This is a genomic window from Rhodoferax sp. GW822-FHT04A08 (assembly GCF_058801025.1).
The window spans coordinates 218282-234302 of the sequence record NZ_JBXAMW010000002.1; the positions used below are offsets into that span (position 1 = coordinate 218282).

The 16021-nt window shown below is 62.7% G+C and carries 16 protein-coding genes; 6 read left to right on the forward strand and 10 right to left on the reverse strand.

Annotated elements, in window-relative coordinates:
- Positions 1-31: 31 nt before the first annotated feature.
- From arsA to pal, 3 genes are all read right to left on the reverse strand, one after another.
- Positions 32-1795, reverse strand: a complete 1764-nt coding sequence (gene arsA / locus AC1RMF_RS05555) for an arsenical pump-driving ATPase (RefSeq protein ID WP_493140270.1) — start codon at positions 1793-1795, stop codon at positions 32-34.
- 170 nt (positions 1796-1965) lie between these two features.
- A complete protein-coding gene (gene ilvD / locus AC1RMF_RS05560) occupies positions 1966-3825 on the reverse strand; it encodes a dihydroxy-acid dehydratase (protein WP_493140272.1) in 1860 nt (619 codons plus the stop codon).
- A 159-nt stretch (positions 3826-3984) separates the two neighbouring features.
- A complete protein-coding gene (gene pal / locus AC1RMF_RS05565) occupies positions 3985-4536 on the reverse strand; it encodes a peptidoglycan-associated lipoprotein Pal (protein ID WP_342616207.1) in 552 nt (183 codons plus the stop codon).
- A gap of 238 nt (positions 4537-4774) precedes the next feature.
- On the opposite strand from pal, the gene AC1RMF_RS05570 reads away from it, so the two are divergent.
- From AC1RMF_RS05570 to AC1RMF_RS05585, 4 genes are read left to right on the forward strand one after another with little or no spacing between them, the layout of a single operon-like run.
- A complete protein-coding gene (locus AC1RMF_RS05570) occupies positions 4775-5605 on the forward strand; it encodes a serine hydrolase (RefSeq protein ID WP_342616206.1) in 831 nt (276 codons plus the stop codon).
- 51 nt (positions 5606-5656) lie between these two features.
- Positions 5657-6175, forward strand: coding sequence for an OmpH/Skp family outer membrane protein (locus AC1RMF_RS05575; RefSeq protein WP_493140275.1), 519 nt, complete (start codon positions 5657-5659; stop codon positions 6173-6175).
- 16 nt (positions 6176-6191) lie between these two features.
- Positions 6192-6857 carry a response regulator gene (locus tag AC1RMF_RS05580; protein ID WP_493140277.1) on the forward strand — a complete coding sequence of 222 codons (666 nt, stop codon included), beginning with the start codon at positions 6192-6194 and terminating at the stop codon, positions 6855-6857.
- Complete coding sequence (locus AC1RMF_RS05585; RefSeq protein ID WP_342616203.1) at positions 6854-8257, forward strand: ATP-binding protein; 1404 nt, start codon at positions 6854-6856, stop codon at positions 8255-8257. Before AC1RMF_RS05580 ends, AC1RMF_RS05585 begins: the two co-directional genes overlap by 4 nt.
- Here AC1RMF_RS05585 and AC1RMF_RS05590 read toward each other — a convergent pair.
- From AC1RMF_RS05590 to ytfE, 3 genes are read right to left on the reverse strand one after another with little or no spacing between them, the layout of a single operon-like run.
- Positions 8244-9413, reverse strand: a complete 1170-nt coding sequence (locus AC1RMF_RS05590) for an NnrS family protein (RefSeq protein WP_493140279.1) — start codon at positions 9411-9413, stop codon at positions 8244-8246. The genes AC1RMF_RS05585 and AC1RMF_RS05590 overlap by 14 nt on opposite strands.
- Before the next feature lie 33 nt (positions 9414-9446).
- Positions 9447-10904, reverse strand: a complete 1458-nt coding sequence (gene ccoG / locus AC1RMF_RS05595) for a cytochrome c oxidase accessory protein CcoG (protein ID WP_493140281.1) — start codon at positions 10902-10904, stop codon at positions 9447-9449.
- 28 nt (positions 10905-10932) lie between these two features.
- Positions 10933-11667 (reverse strand): iron-sulfur cluster repair protein YtfE, encoded by a 735-nt coding sequence (gene ytfE / locus AC1RMF_RS05600; protein WP_493140283.1) that lies wholly within the window; start codon positions 11665-11667, stop codon positions 10933-10935.
- Positions 11668-11760: 93 nt separating this feature from the next.
- Here ytfE and AC1RMF_RS05605 point away from each other — a divergent pair, with 93 nt between their 5' ends.
- A complete protein-coding gene (locus AC1RMF_RS05605) occupies positions 11761-12231 on the forward strand; it encodes an RrF2 family transcriptional regulator (RefSeq protein WP_493140285.1) in 471 nt (156 codons plus the stop codon).
- 13 nt (positions 12232-12244) lie between these two features.
- Here AC1RMF_RS05605 and AC1RMF_RS05610 read toward each other — a convergent pair whose 3' ends face one another.
- Positions 12245-13396, reverse strand: a complete 1152-nt coding sequence (locus AC1RMF_RS05610) for an HPP family protein (RefSeq protein WP_342616198.1) — start codon at positions 13394-13396, stop codon at positions 12245-12247.
- A gap of 53 nt (positions 13397-13449) precedes the next feature.
- Here AC1RMF_RS05610 and AC1RMF_RS05615 point away from each other — a divergent pair, with 53 nt between their 5' ends.
- A complete protein-coding gene (locus AC1RMF_RS05615; protein WP_493140287.1) occupies positions 13450-13854 on the forward strand; it encodes a SirB2 family protein in 405 nt (134 codons plus the stop codon).
- Between the two features lie 6 nt (positions 13855-13860).
- Here AC1RMF_RS05615 and AC1RMF_RS05620 read toward each other — a convergent pair whose 3' ends face one another.
- Genes AC1RMF_RS05620 through AC1RMF_RS05630 form a run of 3 tightly spaced genes read right to left on the reverse strand, consistent with a single transcriptional unit; the run spans position 13861 to position 15758 of the window.
- Positions 13861-14265, reverse strand: coding sequence for a ribonucleotide reductase subunit alpha (locus AC1RMF_RS05620; RefSeq protein WP_342616196.1), 405 nt, complete (start codon positions 14263-14265; stop codon positions 13861-13863).
- A complete protein-coding gene (locus AC1RMF_RS05625) occupies positions 14262-14855 on the reverse strand; it encodes a nitroreductase family protein (RefSeq protein ID WP_342616195.1) in 594 nt (197 codons plus the stop codon). Before AC1RMF_RS05625 ends, AC1RMF_RS05620 begins: the two co-directional genes overlap by 4 nt.
- Before the next feature lie 36 nt (positions 14856-14891).
- On the reverse strand, positions 14892-15758 hold the full coding sequence (locus AC1RMF_RS05630; RefSeq protein ID WP_493140290.1) for a peptidylprolyl isomerase: 867 nt from the start codon (positions 15756-15758) through the stop codon (positions 14892-14894).
- Positions 15759-16021 lie beyond the last annotated feature (263 nt).

Genomic DNA, 16021 nt, shown 5'->3' on the forward strand with positions numbered 1-16021 from the left:
TTTATTAAACCCTGAACGGATGCAAGCCCGATCAGGCGGAATTGGGAGTCACCAGGTCAGACAGCGCAGCCACTCCCACCGGGGCACGCACCCTCCATGGAACCAGATACGTTCGTCGGGAAAATCCTTCGCGGACGCGGTCCACCTGCACTTGCTCGCCCTTGAGCCGTGCCGCCAGCAAAGGATCACGGGTACCGGCCGCAAGCACACTCTTGTTGATCACCCAGGCGAAGGGCTCTATCTTGGCCCTTCGCAGATCATCCTGCAGAGCCTGGGCCTGCGACACCGGAGTGGTCTCAGGCAATGTCACCAGGATGATGCGGGTGTAGTCGGGATCCTGCAGTCGCATCAGCGGAGTCACCAGACGGGCGCTGGGTTGCCCTTCAAATTCCCGCATCATTTGCCGGTGGTACGCACCCGTCGCGTCCATCAGCAGCAGCGAGTGACCAGTGGGCGCGGTATCGAGCACCACGAATGCGCTACGGCCTTCTCCCACCACACGGGAAAACGCATGGAATACTGCAACCTCTTCGGTACAGGGAGAACGCAGGTCTTCCAGCATCAGCGCCTTCTCCTGCGCATCCAGTTTGGCGCCTTTGGTGGCCATGATCTTGTCGACGTAACGCTGGGTTTCCACCTGCGGGTCAATGCGATCCACCTGCAGGCCTGGCACTTCTCCAGCCAAAGTGACCGAGAGGTGTGCGACCGGATCCGTGGTGCTCAGGTGTACCGACTTGCCGCGCTGCACCAGCCCAATCGACAAGGCTGCGGCAATGGTGGTCTTGCCCACGCCGCCTTTGCCCATCACCATGATCAGTCCATGTTCCGACTTGGCCAATTCATCAGCCAAGGCTTCCAGCCCGGCTCCATGAACCTCCCTGTGCAGCGAGGGAACCGGGTCTGTACCGGCTGGTATGTCGGTTTGCCCCAATAGGGCCCGAAGTGCCGGCAAACCAACCATGTCAAATGCGCGCAAGAGCACACGCTCTTGCGGCAAGGCGCGCAAATTCTGCGGCATGGAATCCAGCACCTGGGCACCCAACTGCTCCATGGCGCAGGCAACCGCATCGTCACGCACTCTGGCGTGAAAGACACCATTCACAACCAGGCGCTGGTTGTGCAGTCCGAGCGCGTGGAGCTCATCGGATGTGCGTGCAGCTTCGGCTATGGCGCCTGCTTCCGGCCGGGTCACCAGCACCACTGCCGTAAGCATGGGATCACTCAACGCATCCAGGGCCGCCTTGAATCGGGTCTCCTGCATCTTCAGACCAGAGTGCGGTCCCAGGCACGATGCGCCTCGGTCATTCCCTGCCAGAAAGCCGCTCCACGCCTTGGGCAGGCTGAGCAGACGCAATGTGTGTCCAGTCGGGGCCGTATCGAAAACGACGTGGTCATATGGCTGCTCCCTGTCCGACAGCAGCGCTGCAAACTCGTCGAAAGATGCAATCTCGGTGGTGCACGCGCCTGACAGCTGCTCGCGCACGGTGGCCAACTCGGCTTCCGTGGACTCCGCAGCCATCTGAGCCACCACCCTCTGGCGGTAGGACTCCGCCGCGTGGCCGGGATCAATGTTCAGGACCCAGAATCCGGGTGCACCAGGGACTGGCGTCGGTGTATTCCTCAGTACTACACCCAGCATTTCATCCAGGTTGGAAGCAGCATCAGTACTCACCAACAGTACACGCTTGCCCCTGTCAGCCAGGGACAGCGCTGTGGCGGTAGAAAGCGACGTCTTGCCAACCCCGCCTTTGCCGGTGAAAAAGAGATATCGCGTGGGAGCAACAGGAACGTGCATGGATTCACCTCGGACTGACACGGATGGATCTTTCATGTTCTCACAGTAAAGTGCTTGTGCCCATGTGTCAGACCAGCCAATTGCGCGCTTTTTTGCGCACCGTCAATACCGCACACTGTCCATAAAAAAGCCCGCATGTGCGGGCTCTTCGTGGATCGGTGTGACGGGGGTCAGTCGTCCAGCAGAGACAGGTCGCGCACGGCGCCCTTGTCGGCCGACATCACCAGCTTGGCATAGGCCTTGAGCGCGGCAGATACCTTGCGTGGGCGTGGCAGTGCGGGCTTCCAGCCCTTGGCATCCTGCTCGACGCGGCGGCGCGCCAACTCTTCATCGCTCACCAGCACATTGATGGAACGGCTCGTGATGTCGATGCGGATGCGGTCGCCCGTGCGCACCAGGCCGATGGCGCCACCCGCTGCCGCTTCGGGCGAGCAGTGGCCAATGGACAGGCCGGAGGTGCCACCGGAGAAGCGGCCGTCGGTCAGCAAGGCGCAGAGCTTGCCCAGACCCTTGGACTTGATGTAGCTGGTGGGGTAGAGCATTTCCTGCATGCCGGGGCCACCCTTGGGGCCTTCGTAACGCACGATCACCACGTCGCCGGCCTTGACCTGGTCGTTCAGAATGTGTTCCACCGCCTCGTCCTGGCTTTCCACCACATGGGCCGGGCCTTCGAACACCATCAGGCTGTCATCCACACCAGCGGTCTTGACCACGCAGCCATTGAGCGCAATGTTGCCGGTCAGCACGGCCAAGCCGCCTTCCTGAGAGAAAGCATGGTCGCCCGAACGGATGCAGCCCTCGGCGCGGTCCACATCCAGGCTGGGCCAACGCGCGTTCTGGCTGAAGGCCACCTGCGTCGGAACGCCGCCGGGACCGGCCATGTAGAAGGTCTTGACCGCATCCGACGGATTGCGGGCAATGTCCCAGGTGTCCAGCGCGTCCTTGAGCGTCTTGCTGTGCACGGTGGGGGTGTCGGTGTGCAGTTTGCCGGCACGGTCGAGTTCACCCAGGATGGCCATGATGCCGCCTGCGCGGTGCACGTCTTCGATGTGGTACTTGTTGGTGTTGGGCGCCACCTTGCACAGCTGTGGCACCGCGCGCGAGAGGCGGTCAATGTCAGCCATGGTGAAGTCGATTTGCGCTTCCTGCGCAATCGCCAGGATGTGCAGGATGGTGTTGGTCGAGCCGCCCATGGCAATGTCCAGCGTCATGGCATTCTCGAAGGCCTTGAAGCCCATGGAACGCGGCAGGACGCTGCTGTCTTCCTGCTCGTAGTAGCGCTTGCACAGTTCCACCACCAGGTGGCCGGCGCGCTTGAACAGCTGCTCGCGGTCTGCATGGGTGGCCACCACGGTGCCATTGCCGGGCAAGGACAGGCCCAGCGCTTCGGTCAGGCAGTTCATGGAGTTGGCAGTGAACATGCCGGAGCAGGAGCCGCAGGTGGGGCAGGCAGAGCGTTCCACCTCGGCCACGTCGGCGTCGCTGACCTTGTTGTCGGCGGCCATCACCATGGCGTCGATCAGGTCGAGCTTCTTGAATTCCATCTTGTGCGTGGTCGTGTTCTCCAGCTTGACCTTGCCGGCCTCCATGGGACCACCGGAGACGAATACCACCGGGATGTTCAGCCGCATGGCTGCCATCAGCATGCCGGGGGTGATCTTGTCGCAGTTGGAGATGCACACCATGGCATCGGCGCAGTGGGCGTTGACCATGTACTCCACGCTGTCGGCAATGATGTCGCGGCTGGGCAGCGAATACAGCATGCCGTCGTGGCCCATGGCGATGCCGTCGTCCACGGCAATGGTGTTGAACTCCTTGGCCACACCGCCCGCAGCCTCGATCTCGCGGGCGACCAGCTGGCCCAGGTCCTTCAGGTGCACATGGCCTGGCACGAACTGGGTGAAGGAGTTGACCACCGCGACGATGGGCTTGCTGAAGTCAGCGTCCTTCATGCCGGTGGCGCGCCACAGCGAGCGGGCACCCGCCATATTGCGACCGGCGGTGGAAGTTTTGGAGCGGTATTGGGGCATTTGAGATAGCTTTCGGGCTGATGGGGCGGGAATCACAGGCCTATTTACCTGTAGAACCCCCGATTTTATGCCGCCAGCTAGAGATACTGCTGCCCCAGGTGTTACTCCGGCTGGGCAGGCCGGGTGCGATCCATGTGCGATGCACCCGCCCGGTACGGCTTACTTGGCCGGATAGTCCAGGTCCACGCGGCGGTTCTGGGCATGCGACTGTTCGTCATGGCCCAAAGCCTTTGGCTTTTCCTTGCCAAAGCTCACTGCTTCCATTTGCGCGTCCTTCACGCCATAGACCTTGAGCGCGCGCACGACAGCGTCGGCACGGCGTTGGCCCAGTGCTAGGTTGTATTCGGCTCCGCCTTGTTCATCGGTATTGCCTTCCACCTTGATCTTGACGTCGGCGTGTGACGCCAGGTATTTGCCGTGCATCTCCAGCACGCGCTGACCTTCGGGCTTGACGGCGTACTGGTCAAAGTCAAAGTACACGCTCTTTTCCTTGCTCAAGGGGTTGGCCGGATCCAGGTAGGCAGCCAGCTCGGCCTTGGTGACGGGGGCGGGAGTGGCAGCCTGGGGTGCTGGCGCGGGAGCAGGTGCCGATTTGACTGCAGGTGCCGCAGGGGCAGGTGCAACAGGTGCTACCGGTGTGCTGCTGCAAGCGCCCAGAAGAATGGCCGTTGCCATCGAACCCACAAGTGCCAGGCGGTTTACGTATCTCATTCAAACTCCATGTGTTAGTGATGCGGTCAGGTACCCGTGCACGCCATGCGCATGCAGGAGCCTTGCGCCATTCTTGCCCACTTTTTCGGCATATTGAACGCGCACGCCCTTGTAGCGCGGCGGTTTAAGTCTCACTTAAGTCGCAACCGGCAGGCTGAAGAGGCAAAATACTGCACCGCCACATTCCAGCGCGCCCTGTTGCAGGGCCATGCTTTTTCACTCCGCCCCTATCGGTTCCATGACATCCAAGCTCATCACAACACTCTGTGCCTCCATCCTGTTGGCCTTCGGCACATGCCAGGCAGCCACGCTGCAGTCCGAACATGCCATCGTGGTCAGTGATGACACCGGCCAGGTGCTGATGTCCAAAGGTGCGGACGCGGTCGTTCCCATCGCCTCACTGACCAAGCTGATGACGGCCATGGTGGTGCTCGACAGCAAGCCTGACATGAACGAGAGCATCTCGATACAGGCCGCTGATGTGGATGTGCTCAAGCACAGCAAATCCCGCGTGCCGGTGGGCACCACGCTCAAACGCAAGGAAATTTTCGAGCTGGCACTGATGTCCTCTGACAACCGTGCCGCTGCGTCCCTGGCGCGCACCTACCCGGGCAGCACCGCTGCATTCCTGCAGGCGGTGCAGGCCAAGATCAAGGCGCTGGGCCTGCACAACACCACCATCAAGGAACCCACCGGGCTCTCGCCGGAGAACACCTCCACCGCCGCCGATCTGGCCAAGATGGCCCAGGCGGCTGCGCAGTATCCGCAGATTGCCAACATCACCAGCGACAAATCCGAAGTGATACGCATGAATGGCCGGGCCTTTACAGTGCACAACACCAACCACCTGGTAGGTGCCGCAGGCTGGAACGTGCTGCTGTCCAAGACCGGCTTCACCAACGAGGCGGGACACTGCCTGATCATGCGCATCAAACAGGCAGGCGCACACGCCACGCTGGTATTGCTCAACGCCGGCGCCAGCACCATCCGCATGCGTGATGCCGCCCAGATCCGCAAGTACCTCAGCCAGCACCAGACGGCATTGGCCCGCACTGGCAAGACGGTCTAGCGCCCGCAGCTCCAGACAACGCTACCTATGAACGGTCACCAGCCCAACGCCATGAAGCACCTGATCCGAGTGGCCCTTTGCCTTGCCGCCTGGCTGCTCGCCGGCTCCATGGCATGGGCGGACGCCAGCACCCTTCCGGTTGCAACCCTCAATGCCCACAAGATACTGAGCGACTCCAGGATTGCCAAGGAAGCCCAGGCCCGCTTTCGGGCCGACTTCGAACCGCGCGACAAGGAGATTCAGGACCTGGCCGCTTCCCTCAGGGACAAGTCGGCAGATCTCGAAAAGAACGGCCCCAGCCTCACGCCATCCCAGATCCTGGAAAAGCAGAGCGCCATTGCCGAACTCTCGCGCGAACTCAAACGCAAGCAGCAGCAGTTCGTCGAAGACCGCGACGCCCGCAAGCGTGACGATATCCAGCACGTGTTCGATATCGCCAACCAGGCGGTGAAGAAGTTCGCGGCAACTGCCCATGTGGACATCGTGTTCCAGGACGTTGTCTACGCCAATCCCCAAACCGACATCACGCCCCAAGTCATAGCCATCATGGACTCCGACACCTTCAAGTAGGTTTGCAGGCACCGACATGCGCTTACTTCTGGTGGAAGACGACACGATGATCGGCGAATCGGTGCTCGATCTTCTGCGGGACGAAGGTTATGCCGTGGACTGGGTGAAGGATGGCGAAATAGCGCTCACCGCCGTGGAGACCCAGCACTACGACCTCATCCTGCTGGATCTGGGTCTGCCCAAGTGCGACGGACTCACCGTACTCAAGACGCTGCGCCAGCGCAAGAACCGTACACCGGTTCTGGTGGCCACGGCGCGCGATGCCGTGGCCCAGCGCATTGAAGGTCTGGACTCCGGCGCCGACGACTACATCGTGAAGCCCTATGACCTGGGTGAAATGCTGGCCCGCATCCGCTCGCTGGTACGCAGATCGGTGGGGCGCGCCGAGCCGTTCTACGAGAGCGCGGGCGTCACCATAGACCCCGCCACCCGCGAGGTCACGGTAGAAGGCCGGCCTGTGGTGGTGTCGGCAAGGGAGTGGGCCATTCTGGAACTGCTGCTGGCGCGCCCGGGCATGGCGCTATCGCGCAAGCAACTGGAGGAACGGCTCTACAGCTGGAAGGACGGCGTCAGCAGCAATGCGGTCGAGGTCCACATCCACAGCTTGCGCAAGAAGATCGGCGCCGATTTGATCCAAAACGTTCGGGGAGTGGGTTATCTGATTGCCAAAGGCAGCCCGTGAAGCGCAAGTTCACCAACTCCTTGCGCGCCCGGCTGCTGCTGCTGCTTTTTGCTGCGGTGGTGATCACCGCTGGCATCCAGTCGTTCATTGCCTATCAGACCACGCTGGACGAAACCAACGAGATCTTTGACTACCAGATGGAACAGATGGCGCTGTCCCTGCGCCCGGGCCTGAACGCGGATGTGTACGGCAGCAGCGGGTTCCGCCAGGACGAGACCGACAGCTTCGAATTCATCGTCCAGGTCTCCACGCTGGACCACCGCATCCTGTTCCGCTCATCTTCTGCCGTGTTGCTGCCCGACCGCGACAGCACGGGCCACACGCTGTTCGACACCCGTGGCAGCACCTACAAGCTCTATACCCTGCGCCACGGCAGCCAACTGATCCAGGTGGCACAAGACCGGGCTGCACGGCGCAGCCTGGCCAGGAACCTGGCGTTTCGCACCACCATGCCCATCGTGGTCATGGTCCTGCTGCTGTTGCTCATGGTGTGGTGGGTGGTGACCTCTTCGCTTGCGCCGCTCAACCGGGTACAGCGGCAGATTGCGTCGCGCGAGGCGGAATCCCTCGCCGAGGTGGATACCGGCGGCCTGCCCAACGAAATACGCCCCCTGGTGGAAGAGCTCAATCTGCTGTTGCGCCGCATGCGCCACGCATTTGATGCGCAGAAGAATTTCGTAGCCGATGCGGCGCATGAGTTGCGCTCACCGTTGTCGGCGCTGAAGCTGCAGGTGGAGCAGCTGCGGCGCTCCGGCACGGAGAAGGACCGGGAAGTTGCCATACGCCGGGTCGGCACAGGGATTGACCGGGCCACCCGGCTGGTGGAGCAGCTGATGGTGCTGGCGCGCCAGCAGGCCGGCTCTGGCAACGGCAGCGACATCAAGCCCGTGGAGATCAACCGCATCTGCCTGGTCGCCTTCAACGACATCTACCCGCTGGCCCAGCAGAAGGAAATCGACATGGGTTTGCAGCAGGCGGATGAATGCTATGTGATGGGGCAGGAGGAAGCGCTTCGCATCATGCTGCGCAACATCCTGGACAACTCCGTCAAATATTCACCTGCGCACAGCAAGATCGACATCACGGTGCAGCTGAGCGGGCGCTCGGTGTGCCTGCTGATCGAGGACAGCGGCCCCGGGATACCGGAGAGTGACATCGAACGGGTGATGGACCGCTTCTACCGCATTCCCGGCAACGCGGTATCCGGCAGCGGCCTGGGCCTGTCCATCGTCAAGACCATTGCCGACATGCACGCGGCACGAATCGAGATCCGCAAGTCCCAGCAACTGGGTGGACTGGCTGTAGCGGTGACCTTTGATGCCCATCGTCTGCTGACGGCGGCGCCGGAGCGCCCGCATCAGCATGCGGACGCGCCAGCACGGAACGTCAGTCGCGGCTGAGAATGGGCCAGTAGCGCCAGGTGTAGACGGCAAAGCCGGCGGACCACAACATGGCCGAGAGCACGACCGCCTGGATGATGAGAGAAGGCGCGAGCAAGGGCACGAACACGCGCACCAGCGCGGCGGCTGCCACCAGGGCGTAGCAGCTCACCTCTGCTTTGCCGGCCACCAACTTCCTGCCGGTATGGCCCAAGGCGGTACGCGTCATCATGCCGATCACCATGCCGCCTATGGCGCCCGCCGTCAGCGCATGGGTAGCTACCGAAGGCGAAATCCAGCCCAGCGCGGCCAGGGCACGAAAAGCCAGGTGCAGGGGAATCCAGGCATAGGCCGCGTGCAGCACCCAGACCAGCGGCGTATGCAGTGTCTTCCAGGGCTGCCACAGCCACAGGCGCGTGCCGTGCGCCAGCATGGTCAGCAGCGCCAGCGTTGCAAACCAGAAGCCTGACACATGCAGCGCATCGGCCACGATGAGCGCCAGGATCAGCCCCAATGCCACTTTCTCGACGCGGGGGTCGCGCACGGCCTTGGCGCCGGGGATGGCGTTGTTGGTGAACATGGGGATCACCCGTCCGCCCATGACGCACAGCACGAACAGCATCACGTCCAGGCCCAGCGCAATGCCAGCCCAGCCCGGCACACGCAAGGCGCCCAGGGCATTCAGGTGCACCACGAGCTGGGCCAGCGAGAGCAGCACCAGCAGAGCCACAAAGAAATAGTTGCGCTTGTTGCGCGCCCGGTAGAGCGGCACACCCAGCGCCACCGCAGCCGCCAGCGGGAACGCGGCATTCACCACCGCCGCCAGCCAGCCCCAGGGCGAGAGCACCAGCACCCGGCCCGCCACCCACAGCGCCGCCAACGCCATCAGATAGCCGCCCTTGGGCGTAGGCTGGCCCGACCAATTCTGTCCGGCCGTGAGCAGAAAACCGGTCAATACGGCCAGGGTGAAGCCAAACAGCATTTCATGCGCGTGCCACATCGGCCCTTGCAGATAGGCGTACGGCAGCAGACCGCTGAACTGCAGCCCCCAGACCAGGATGGACAGCGCCGCAAAGCTGCTCGCCAGCAGATAGAAAGGGCGAAAGCCAAGGTCCCACAAGGCAAAGCGGGCCTGGCCGCGACGCGGGGGATTCTGAATCTGTAACAGTGTGGCCATGATGGAGACCGGTTGTGTTGAGGAAAGTTGCGCCTAGGGCAGCACGTAGAAGGTCGATTTTTCGTGCGTGCTTTCGTCCCGCTCGCCCACGGCGGTATGCACCACAAAATCAATCGGTAAGGTCTTGCCGTGGTACTGCGCGGCCACCTCGGCGGGCAGGGTCAGGCGAATGGGCAGTGAAGCAATGCCGGTGGCATCCACCGTCAATTGCGCATCGGACGACACGCGCAGGCTGGGCACACCGCTCGCGCTGACGCTGTAGCGCTGTGCCTGCTCCAGACCGTTCATGACCTGCAGGCGGTACACGTTCTCGATGTCGCCGCGCCCCACTTCGCGTGCCAGCGAACCGCGGTCCTTGATGACATCCACCGAGAAGCTCGTGCGCGTGGACAGGCTGAACACCAGGGCCGAGCACACCACCAACAGCAGGCTGCAGTAAATCCACACACGCGGTCTGCTGATGCGCTTGACGATCTGGCCGGCGGTGAGTTGCTGCGCGACACCGTGACCGGAGGTGTAGCGTATCAGCCCCTTGGGATAGTCCATCTTCAGCATGACCTGATCGCAGACGTCGATGCAGGCGGCACAGGCAATGCACTCGTTCTGCAGCCCTTTGCGAATATCGATGCCGGTCGGGCAGACCTGCACGCACAGGGTGCAGTCGATGCAGTCGCCCAGGCCCAGCGCAGCCGGGTCGGCGCCCCGTGCACGCGAACCGCGGTTTTCCCCGCGCCGCTCGTCATAGGCGATCACCATGGAATCCATGTCGATGAGCGCGCTCTGGAAGCGGGCATAGGGGCACATGTGTTTGCAGATCTGCTCACGCATGAAGCCGGCATTGCCGTAGGTGGCCAGCGCGTAGAACAGGATCCAGAACCATTCCCAGGACGACAGGGTAAAGCCCGCCAGCTCGCCCAACAAACCGCGGATCGACGAGAAGTAGCCCACGAAGGTCAGACCGGTAACCAGCGCGATGGCCATCCAGGCCAGTTGCTTGCCGCCTTTGCGCAGCACCTTGTTGAGGCTCCAGGGTGCGGCGTCCAGACGCATGCGCGCCTGGCGGTCGCCTTCGGTGCGACGCTCCACCCACAGGAAGATTTCGGTGTAGACCGTCTGGGGACAGGCGTAGCCGCACCACAACCGCCCGGCCACCGCAGTGAAGAAGAACAGCGCCAATGCGGCAATGATCAGCAGCACCGCCAGGTAGATGAAATCCTGCGGGTGCAGCACCAGGCCCAGCACATAGAAGCGCCGCTCGGCCAGATCGAACAGCACGGCCTGCCTTCCGTTCCACTGCACCCAAGGCAGACCGTAGAAGACGATCTGCGTCACCCACACCATCAGCCAGCGCAAGCGGGCAAACTGGCCGGTCACGGAGCGCGGATACACCTTGGCTTGCTTCTCGTACAGCGAAAAGCTGGCGTCCTCGTTGCTACCCGCGTTGACCTGCAGGATGGGAATGACCTTGCGGCCTGCCAGTTCAGTTGCCATCGTCAGAACCCTTGCGATGCCCCGAAGTTCAACCGCAAGAGCCGCAACAAGCGGACTTGACCGGCGCCGGTGCGGGCGCTTCAAACTGGTTGAACAGGATGTTGTTTTCCAGATGGATGTGGTTGATCAGGTCTTCGTGCAACTGGGCAACGCCACTGTAGAGCGCGCGCCAGGTGTTACAGGCGCCCTGCGGTGCCTCGGCGTTGTTGGTCAGCCTCATCAGCTGTTCCAGCATGGCGCCATGCTGCGTGTGCTCTGCGCGCATCACACCTATGGGCTGTGTCACAAAGGGATTGCCGCCGGCCTTGAGCATGGGGAACAGCATGTTCTCCTCCTTCATCATGTGCGACAGCAGGTCCTGCTCTGCTTCTTCCAGCAAGGCAGCCAGTCCGGCGGGAACGCGCGGATGGTCGCGGTGCACCGCCTCCACACGCCGCGCCATACGGATCAGCTCGGGCAACTGCTCACGGTGCACTGCGTGGTAACGCTCCAGGATATGGTCGATCAGGCTGGACGCATCGGCCGATACCACGATGCCATCCGGGCGCTGCAGCGCTGCCAACTCATCCATCACCGTGTCGCGGTTCAGCCCCTTGTCGGCAAGTGCCTGGGCCAGACTGACCTGGCCGCCACAACAGAAGTCCAGCTTGTATCGCCGAAAAATGGCAGTGGCGCCGGGAAGTTGGACCGCGATGTGACCAATGGCGTGCTGGTCGTCGAGGACAAACACCTCGGTCTGGGTGCTGGGCAAACGTGCATTCATGGGGAGGCTCCTTATAAACATTCATTTAACATGCATGTATTCTATACGATATGATTCATTCAAGATGCATCTTTACTTTTCAATGGCGACACCATGCGACTGACCCAGTGGACCGACTACTCCTTGCGCGTACTCATGTACTGCGCAGCCTGTGAGCACCGCGAGCTGCCGGTGACCATCACCGAGATTGCCGACAGCCATGGCATTTCGCGCAGCCACCTGACCAAGGTGGTTCACCAGCTGGGCGCCCATGGCCTGTTGGACACCACCCGCGGTCGCGGTGGCGGCATGCGTCTGTGCAAGCCGGCAGCGCAGATCAACGTCGGCGAAGTGGTGCGCCAGACCGAGACCGATTTCGCCATGGTCGAATGCTTTGATGCGCAGACCAATCAATGTACCCTGAGCCCCCAGTGCCGCCTCAAGGGCGTGCTGCAACAGGCCACCGACAGCTACCTGGCCGTACTCGACGGCGTCACCCTGGCAGACCTGATTGCGCCAGCACCATCCCGTGCCAAGGCCACGCCGGTGGCCATGCCCGTTTCCCGCCAGGCACGCAAGGTGTAAGCAGACTGAACACTCACGTACGCGGAATCGCCTCGGACATGGCCAGTCGCTTGTAGAGTGCTGCCAGCATGTCGGACTGGGTCACGATGCCCACCACCTTGCGGTTGTCATCCACCACCGGAATATGGGCCATGCCTTTTTCCGACACATGTGCCACCAATTGCGCCACCGGCGTAGAAGGTGTTGCCGAAAACACCTGCGACGTCATGATCTGCCCCACGACTTCGGCCTTTTCCGAGGTCAGACCCGGCGTGCGCCGCAGCAGACCCTGCAGACGCATGGCCAGCCCCGCCGCCGAGGTGTCATCCATCTGGCGAAAGAAGTCCGCGACCGTGGCGATGCCGATCAGGTTGCCATAGGTATCCACCACCGGCAAGGACTTGATCTTGTGCAGCCGCAACATGTTCCAGGCCTGCTCCAGATCGGTATCGAAGTGCACCGTCATCACATCGCGCGACATGATGTCGGCGCAGGTGAGTCCCACGTGGCGGCCAAACGCATGGTCGACCGCCAGGTTGTAGATCGCCACCAGCTCGTCTTCCTGCACGTCCACAAAGGTATCCAACGTGGCCAGCGCACTGGCCAGGTCTTCATGGTCCAGCCCGGTGCGGCGCAGGGGGGCCTCGTCCTGCGTGCGGTGCAGGCTGGGCGCGGGAACCTGTGCGTGGTAGGGATAGGGTCGGCGCAAAATGAAGTTGCTCACCAGCATGGTCGTGCCCAGGGCGATGCCGATGTTGAGGACGACCTGTACCGCCAGATGGGCCATGCCGTCACCCGAATGCGGCCCATCCAGCACGATCAGCAGGGCCATGGCCGCGCCGGGCGGATGAATGCAATGCAGGCGCACCATCAGCCAGACGCTGGCAGCAATCGCCACCGCCACGGCGAGCTGCACCGGCGTGAGCCAGAGCGAGCAGACGAAGCCAACCAGGCAGGAGATCAGGTAGCTGCCCAGAATGGGCCAGGGCTGGGCCACCGGACTGTGCGGCTGCACGTACAGGATCACGATGGTGCCAGCCAGAGGCACCAGCACCCAGTGGCCACCGGCGCCTGCATTGACCGCATGCAGGAACACGGCGCACAACCCCATGCCCATGAACGCACCCAGTGCGTCACGCCAACGTTCGGAGTTCAACAGAATATGTATGCGGTTCAGGGCTTGCATGGGTATTGTTGGAGTTCGGACTCGGACACGCAGTGCATCGCTACACTGCGCGCATGGATTACATCGTTATCAAACTGCTGCACCAGTCTGCAGTGATTCTCTCCGGTCTGGGGTTCGCCGTGCGTGGCATGGCTTCTTTGCGGGGTGCGCAATGGACCCAGGGTCGGCTGGCCAAGACGCTGCCGCACATCGTGGACACCATCTTGCTGCTCTCCGCCCTGACCCTGGCAGGCATGCTGCGCCTCAACCCCGCACACACACCGTGGCTGCTGGCCAAGATACTGGGCCTGCTGCTCTACATCGGTCTGGGCGTGGTGGCATTGCGCGTAAGGCTGGCATGGAAGATCCGCGCCACGGCCTGGGTACTGGCGCTGGCGGTGCTGTTCTGGATTGCCTCCGTGGCCATCCTGAAGAACCCCTGGGGCTTTCTGGTCCTCGTGCTGCCAAGCTACACCTGACACGCGTCACTCCAGAGCCACGGGAATGCCCTGCGGGTCGAATGCCAGATAACGGTGCACATCGCCGCGCTTGATGGCTTCCACCATGGCCTGCAAGGAGGTCTCCACCTGCTGGGGGTCCGGCGCGCTGTGGGCAGTACCGGACATGGCACCGGCAAATACCAGATGCCATGTTTGCCCGAACTGCGCGGCCTCCTGCACCAGGGAGTCAAACGATGGCACTTCGTCCGGGCTTTTGTCCACGCACATGGACGGCACCAGCGCACCGCCCTGCCCTGCCTCGAAACCGGCACGCTGCTCCGCGCTGGCGTCGTCCGGCAGCTCTGCGCCAGCAAAGACAAACAGCAGCCGCTGCTGCAGGGGTTGTGCACGCGCGGCCTGCAGCAGGTCGGTGAAATGTTCGATATTCATCGGGACTCCGTTGATAAGTAGCTCACGTACTGGTCCGGCGTCGGCCTGACACGCGCCGCCTTGGCGCGCTGGGCCGTGCCCACACTCAGAAAACAAATGGCATGGTCGCGGGCACCCAATCCAAACAGGCTGCGCAGGCTGGATGACTTCAGGGCCTTGCCGCTGGTCAGGGCGGAGGCAAAGCCCAGCGCGGTGGCCATCAGCAGCATGTTCTGCACGGCGCACCCGGCGGAGACCACGCGCTCGAGCAGATCGATCTCTGCATCACCACGCGCGTCTTCCACCACCAGCATCAGCAGCAAGGGCGCACGCATCGCCTTGTCGCGCGCTTGCTGCAACTGCTCCGGCAGTGCTGCAGGATCGCGCTCGGCCAGCGCATCGGCAAATGCGGTACCCAAAGCGGCCCGCTCTGACTCAGCAATGACGACCAGACGCCAGGGCAGCAACTGCCCATGGTCCGGCGCATGCGCTGCGGCTTCCAGTATGCGCACGAGTTGATCCGCATCGGGTCCAGGCGCCATCAGCCGCTTGGGCAATATGGTCTGGCGCGACTGCAATAGTTGGGAAAGCAAACCGGCAATGTCAGGCATCCGCACTCCTTCAAAACGCATGGTGCAGCCCGATTGTCACTGCACCAGAGGCGAATCCGCAGAGTTCAGTTCAACACCTTCCACCAGGGCCTGCCCCACCAGCAGGCTCATGTACTGGTGCAGCGCCTTGGCACGCGATTGCATGGCCAGCTGCGCCGCCACGCGCTCGCGCACTTCGTCGTAATCCAGCGTGCGTCCATCGCGCCGCTCCAGCACGTCGATGATGTGAAAGCCATAGCGGCTGTGGATGAGGCGTGGCTGCACGCCCAGGCCCACGGGTGTCTCGGTCTGGAAGAACAGCACCTGCGCCAGCTCCGGCGCGCAGTCGTCCGGCCCCACCCAGCCCAGGTCACCGCCCTGGGTGCTGGTCGGGCAGTTGGACAGTTCGGCGGCCAGCTTGCCAAACAGGTCCACCGGCACGTTCTTGCCCAGCAGGCTGATCAGCGCCTTTTCCGCATGCACCGTGAGCGCCTGCACATTCACACCGGCGGTCACCGCAAACAGGATGTGGCGCATGTGCACCGCCTGCCCCACCACGAACTGCGACTGGCGCGCCTCGAAGTAGCGTCGGCATTCCTGTGCGGTGGGTTGTGGCACCTGCACTGCAGCGTCCACCATGGACTCCAGCACCGCACGCTCGGTGTCATCCAGCTCCGGCGCAGTGAGCACGGCCTTGCGTGGCAGCAGACCGGCCTGCACGGCGTGCTGGCGCAACAGCTCGGTATAGGCGCGCTCGCGCAGGGTGTCTTCGTCGGGGCGGTTGCCGGGCGTGTGCAGTGTGATGCCGTTGATGGCGGCCACCGGCTGTGCGCTGGCAGCTTCTGCCGCTTGACTGGCCTTGGCGCCGCAACCGCAGGTGCCTGTGCCGCCGCTGCCGTGGGTATTGGTTTGGGAGGTGTTCATGTTGCTGTCCTACTCATTGGGTTGATGGGTTGCTGGTGTTTGCATGCTTGCTTGGGGGGTGGCCGGTGTCAGCGGGGTGGACGTTTCCGTCCGTGTCCCCCGGCCTACGGCCTCCTCCTTTACCTACCGGAAACGCCCACCCCGCTGCCATCGGCAGCCGGCGGCGTTGGCACGCGATGACTCCAATACCTCGTGTGCCAACCACCTCGCTGGACATAGGTCGGCATGGCACTCCGTTCCTGTAGGTAAAGGAGGAGGCCGAA